Annotated in this window: 5 protein-coding genes; 4 read left to right on the top strand and 1 reads right to left on the bottom strand. The window is 71.8% G+C overall.

The window, feature by feature from the left end; genetic code table 11:
- Positions 1-126: 126 nt before the first annotated feature.
- Positions 127-1,626: a PLP-dependent aminotransferase family protein gene (locus ACFQ7Q_RS37505; RefSeq protein ID WP_383563564.1), complete on the bottom strand. Its 1,500-nt coding sequence runs from the start codon at positions 1,624-1,626 to the stop codon at positions 127-129.
- A gap of 102 nt (positions 1,627-1,728) precedes the next feature.
- Between ACFQ7Q_RS37505 and ACFQ7Q_RS37510 the strand changes: the two genes are divergently transcribed.
- The 4 genes from ACFQ7Q_RS37510 (at position 1,729) to ACFQ7Q_RS37525 (ending at position 5,197) form a co-directional block, all read left to right on the top strand.
- Complete coding sequence (locus tag ACFQ7Q_RS37510) at positions 1,729-2,409, top strand: YitT family protein (protein WP_383563567.1); 681 nt, start codon at positions 1,729-1,731, stop codon at positions 2,407-2,409.
- Positions 2,406-3,170: a glycerophosphodiester phosphodiesterase family protein gene (locus ACFQ7Q_RS37515; RefSeq protein ID WP_383563570.1), complete on the top strand. Its 765-nt coding sequence runs from the start codon at positions 2,406-2,408 to the stop codon at positions 3,168-3,170. The genes ACFQ7Q_RS37510 and ACFQ7Q_RS37515 overlap by 4 nt, the downstream gene beginning before the upstream one ends.
- 41 nt (positions 3,171-3,211) lie before the next feature.
- Positions 3,212-4,567 carry an MFS transporter gene (locus ACFQ7Q_RS37520; RefSeq protein WP_383563573.1) on the top strand — a complete coding sequence of 452 codons (1,356 nt, stop codon included), beginning with the start codon at positions 3,212-3,214 and terminating at the stop codon, positions 4,565-4,567.
- Between the two features lie 255 nt (positions 4,568-4,822).
- Entirely contained in the window at positions 4,823-5,197 is a 375-nt protein-coding gene (locus ACFQ7Q_RS37525) for an RNA polymerase-binding protein RbpA (RefSeq protein ID WP_026278069.1), read from the top strand.
- Positions 5,198-5,251: the final 54 nt, after the last annotated feature.

Genomic DNA, 5,251 nt, shown 5'->3' on the forward strand with positions numbered 1-5,251 from the left:
GGCGGGTACGGACCACGGTCCGTACCCGCCCTCCGGCGTGAGTCCACCCTCCGGCACGGACCCCGCCGCGCCGCGCCCTCCGTGTGAGGCTCGCCGCGGGGTGTCCGGCGGATCAGGGGCGGATCCCTAGGCCACGAACGTCCGCGAGGGCTCCACGCCCGCTCCCGCGCCCGACTCCACCAGCCGCGCCGCGGCCGCCAGTCGGGCCGCCGCTTCCTCCGCGACCGGGCCGCCGACCGTGAACGGCAGCCGGACGTACCCCTCGAAGGCACCGTCCACGCCGAACCGCGGCCCCGAGGGCACCCGTACGCCCACCCGCTCGCCGACCTCGGCGATCCGCGAGCCCGAGAGGCCGCCCGTGCGGACCCAGAGCGTCAGTCCTCCGCGCGGGACGTCGAACTCCCACTCCGGGAGCTCGGCCCGCACCGCCGCCACCAGCGCGTCACGGTTCTCCCGCGCCTGGGTGCGGCGGATGTCGACGGCCTGCTCCCAGCCCCCGGTGCGCATCAGCCAGTTGACGCCGAGCTGTTCCAGGACGGGGGTGCCCAGGTCCGCGTAGGCCCGCGCCGCCACCAGGGAGCGGATCACGTCGGGCGCGGCCCGCACCCAGCCGATCCTCATGCCCGCCCAGAACGCCTTGCTCGCAGAGCCGACCGTCAGCACCGTCGCGCCCGCCGGGTCGAAGGCGCAGACGGGCCGGGGCATCTCCACGCCGTCGTCCAGGAACAGTTCGGACATCGTCTCGTCGACGACCAGGACCGTGCCGGCCGAGCGGGCCGCGTCGACGAGCTGCCGTCGCTGGTCCTCGTCGGCCAGGGCGCCCGTCGGGTTGTGGAAGTCGGCGACGACGTACGCGAGCCGCGGCGCCGCGTCCCGCAGCACCTGCCGCCAGCGGTTCAGGTCCCAACCGGTCAGGCCCTCGGCCATCGCGACGGGCACGAGCCGGGCGCCCGCCGAGCGCATGAGCTGGAGGATGTTGGCGTACGACGGCGACTCGACGGCGATCCGCTCGCCGCGGCCGGCGAAGAGATGGCAGATCGCGTCGATGGCGCCCATCGCGCCGGTGGTGACCATGATCTGTTCGGGCATGGTCGGGATGCCGCGCTCGGTGTACCGGTCGGCGAGCATCTGCCGCAGCGCGGGCAGGCCGGCCGGGTAGTCCCCGTGCGTATGGGCGTACGGCGGCAGCTCCTCCAGGGCCCCCTGGACGCTCCGGGTCAGCCAGGGCTCGGGGGCGGGCAGCGCCGCGCAGCCGAGGTCGATCATCGAGCCGAGCGACTCCGGGGGCAGCGGTTCGAGCCCACGCGCGGGCAGCGGGTTCCCGGCCGGGACGGCGGTCCAGCTGCCGGCCCCGCGCCGCGACTCCAGGAAGCCCTCGGCGCGCAGCGCCTCGTACGCGGCCGCGACCGTCGTACGGCTGACGGTGAGCGCCACGGCGAGTTCACGCTCGGCGGGCAGCCGGGCGGCGACGGGCACGCGGCCCTCCAGCACGAGGAGGCGGATGCCGTCGGCCAGCGCGCGGTAGGCGGGCGGCTTGCGCGCGCCCGGTCCCGCGGGGCGCGGCTGCTGCGCCTGGAGCTGCCGCGCCAGCTGGGCCGGCCCGACGGCCGAGGTCCACTGAGCCATGGAAGTCAGTCCACCTTCCTCGAATTGGCCATGGTTGGGATGCGATCCCCCGCCACAGAGTGTCATGAGTCAGTCCACCACCACCACACAGGGGGCACCACCTTGTCCATCGCCTCCGGCCTCCGCGGCCGGCTCACCGGTCGTCATCTGACCCGTCGGCTCGCGCAGCTGTATGTCGGACTGGCGCTGTACGGGATCAGTTCGGCGCTCCTGGTGCGCGGCGGGCTCGGTCTGGAGCCGTGGGGCGTCCTCCATCAAGGTCTCGCCGAGAAGACCGGACTGACCATCGGGGTCGTCTCGATCATCGTCGGGGCCGCCGTCCTGCTGCTGTGGATCCCGATCCGGCAGAAGCCCGGGCTCGGCACGGTGTCGAACGTCTTCGTCATCGGCGTGGCCATGGACGGAACGCTCGCCCTGGTCCCGGATGCCGACGGAATCGTCGCGCGGATCACTCTCCTCGTCCTCGGCATCGTCCTCAACGGGGCGGCGACCGGCCTCTACATCGCCGCTCGGTTCGGCCCCGGCCCCCGCGACGGTCTGATGACCGGGCTGCACCGGCTCACGGGCCGCTCGATCCGGCTGGTCCGCACGGCCATCGAGGTCGCCGTGGTCGCCACCGGCTTCCTTCTCGGCGGCTCCGTCGGCGTCGGCACGGTCCTCTACGCACTGAGCATCGGGCCGCTCGCGCAGTTCTTCCTGCGCAGGTTCGCCATCCCCGAGAAGGACATGAGCAGCACCGTGGTCGCCTCGGGGACACCGGAGCAGGCGATACTGCGGCGGTGACTCGCGTACGCCACCCTTACCTCGACCACCCGTCGCCCATTCCGTTCGCCCATCGCGGCGGCACGGCGGACGGCCTGGAGAACACCGCGGCCGCCTTCCGCAGGGCCGCGGCCGCCGGATACCGCTACTTCGAGACCGATGTGCACACCACCGCGGACGGCGCCCTGGTCGCCTTCCACGACTCGACGCTCGACCGCGTCACGGACGCCGCCGGGCGCATCCGCGATCTTCCGTGGGACGCCGTCCGCGAGGCGCGGGTGGCGGGCAAGGAGCCGCTGCCGCTCTTCGAGGAGCTCCTGGAGGAGTTTCCCGAGGCGCGCTGGAACGTGGACCTGAAGGCCGAGTCGTCCCTGGTCCCGCTGGTCGACCTGATCCGCAGGACCGGGGCGTGGGACCGGGTCTGCGTCGGCTCCTTCACCGAGAGCCGGGTGGCCCGGGCGCAGCGCCTGGCGGGTGCGCGGCTCGCGACCTCGTACGGCGTGAAGGGCGTCCTCGGCCTGCGGCTGCGCTCGCTCGGCATCCCCGCGGCGCTGCGCGCGGGCGCGGTCGCCGCGCAGGTGCCCGCCAGCCAGGGCGGCATCCCGGTCGTCGACCGCCGTTTCGTGCGGGAGGCCCACGCCCGCGGTCTTCAGGTGCATGTGTGGACCGTCAACGATCCGGAGCGGATGAACTCTCTCCTCGACCTGAGGGTGGATGGCATCATGACCGATCATCTGGAGGCGCTGCGCGCAGTGCTGACCGCTCGGGGCGCGTGGGTCTGACCGCGCGTCCCGCCACGGGGACGAACGAGGGGGCCGCGGCCGTGACTGCCGACACCACCGAACCGGAGAAGCACGCCGCCGATCCGGCCGACCGCAGACGCGAGCAGCGCGGCTGGTACTTCTACGACTTCGCCTGCTCGGTGTACTCGACGAGCGTCGTGACGGTGTTCCTCGGCCCCTATCTGACCTCGGTCGCGAAGGCGGCGGCCGACGCGGACGGCTTCGTCCACCCCCTGGGCATACCCGTGCGGGCCGGCTCGCTCTTCGCGTACGCCGTCTCGGTCTCGATCCTGGTGGCGGTCCTCGTGATGCCGCTGGTGGGCGCGGCGGCGGACCGTACGGGCCGCAAGAAGCCGCTGCTCGCGGTCTCCGCGTACACCGGCGCGGCGGCGACGGCGGGGATGTTCTTCCTCAGCGGCGACCGCTATCTGCTCGGCGCGTTCCTGCTCATCGTGGCGAACGCCTCACTGGCGGTCTCGATGGTGCTCTACAACGCCTATCTGCCGCAGATCGCCGAGCCGGACGAACGGGACGCGGTCTCCTCGCGGGGCTGGGCCTTCGGCTACACCTCGGGCGCCCTGGTCCTCGTCCTCAACCTGGTCCTGTACTCCGGGCACGAGTCGTTCGGCCTGACGGAGGGCATGGCGGTTCGGATCTGCCTGGCCTCGGCCGGGTTGTGGTGGGGGGCCTTCACCCTCGTGCCGCTGCGACGGCTGCGCGACCGGCACGTCCGGCCGCAGGGCGAAGGAGCGGTCGGCGGTGGCTGGCGGCAGCTGATGGCGACGCTGCGGGACATGCGCCGCCACCCGCTGACGCTGTCGTTCCTGCTCGCCTACCTCATCTACAACGACGGCGTGCAGACCGTGATCTCGCAGGCGTCGATCTACGGTTCGGAGGAGCTGGGGCTCGAGCAGACGACGCTGATCACGGCGGTGCTGCTGGTCCAGGTGCTCGCGGTCGCGGGGGCGCTGGGCATGGGGCGGATGGCGCGTTCGTACGGCGCCAAGCGCGTGATCCTCGGGTCACTGGCGGTCTGGACGCTGATCCTGGCGGCCGGGTACTTCCTGCCGGCCGGCGCGCCGGTGGCGTTCTTCTTTCTCGCGGCGGCGATCGGTCTCGTCCTCGGCGGGAGCCAGGCGCTGTCACGCTCGCTCTTCTCCCATCTGGTGCCGCGCGGCAAGGAGGCGGAGTACTTCTCCGCGTACGAGATGAGCGACCGGGGCCTGAGCTGGCTGGGGCCACTGGTGTTCGGTCTCGCGTATCAGCTGACCGGGAGCTACCGGGATGCCATCATCTCTCTCGTGATCTTCTTCGCGGCCGGTTTCGTACTGCTCGCGCGGGTACCCGTACGGCGTGCGGTGGCCGCCGCCGGCAACCCGGTTCCGGAGCGGATTTAGACGCGGAACTGAAAGGCCGGTAGTGTACGCCTTTGGCCTGCCAGGCGGACCGTTACTGCGTGCTGCTTTGGTGAAGACGCTGGGTGACATCTGATGCCAGATGTGACAAACCGGGCACTGGTGGGTAGAACAAGGGGCGGCACGACGGGCGACGCATGACCCGGAACGGGAATCTTTACCGCCGACCGGACGTTGACCGGATGACGACGACAGCGACACCTGTCCTGTGGGCGACAAGCCCGGGAGGCACGATTCATGAGTGAGCGAGCTCTTCGCGGCACGCGCCTCGTGGTGACCAGCTACGAGACCGACCGCGGCATCGATCTGGCCCCGCGCCAGGCCGTGGAGTACGCATGCGAGAAGGGCCATCGTTTTGAGATGCCCTTCTCGGTGGAAGCGGAAATTCCGCCGGAGTGGGAGTGCAAGGTCTGCGGCAGCCAGGCACTCCTGGTGGACGGGGACGGCCCCGAGGAGAAGAAGGGCAAGCCGGCGCGTACGCACTGGGACATGCTGATGGAGCGGCGCACCCGCGAGGAGCTGGAGGAGGTCCTGGCCGAGAGGCTGGCGGTCCTTCGTTCCGGCGCCATGAACATCGCCGTACATCCGCGAGACAGCCGCAAGTCCGCCTAGCGGACGGCACGGCTCGAAGCGACGCCGCGGGGCCCGGTACACCTTGTGTGTACC

The sequence above is a fragment of the Streptomyces sp. NPDC056527 genome (genome assembly GCF_042794475.1).
Lineage (GTDB): Bacteria > Actinomycetota > Actinomycetes > Streptomycetales > Streptomycetaceae > Streptomyces.

What these genes read in the sequence shown, in the direction of transcription:
- ACFQ7Q_RS37505 (WP_383563564.1), bottom strand. Translation starts at nt 1,626, where the DNA reads ATGGCTCAGTGGACCTCGGCCGTCGGGCCGGCCCAGCTGGCGCGGCAG.
- ACFQ7Q_RS37525 (WP_026278069.1), top strand. Translation starts at nt 4,823, where the DNA reads ATGAGTGAGCGAGCTCTTCGCGGCACGCGCCTCGTGGTGACCAGCTAC.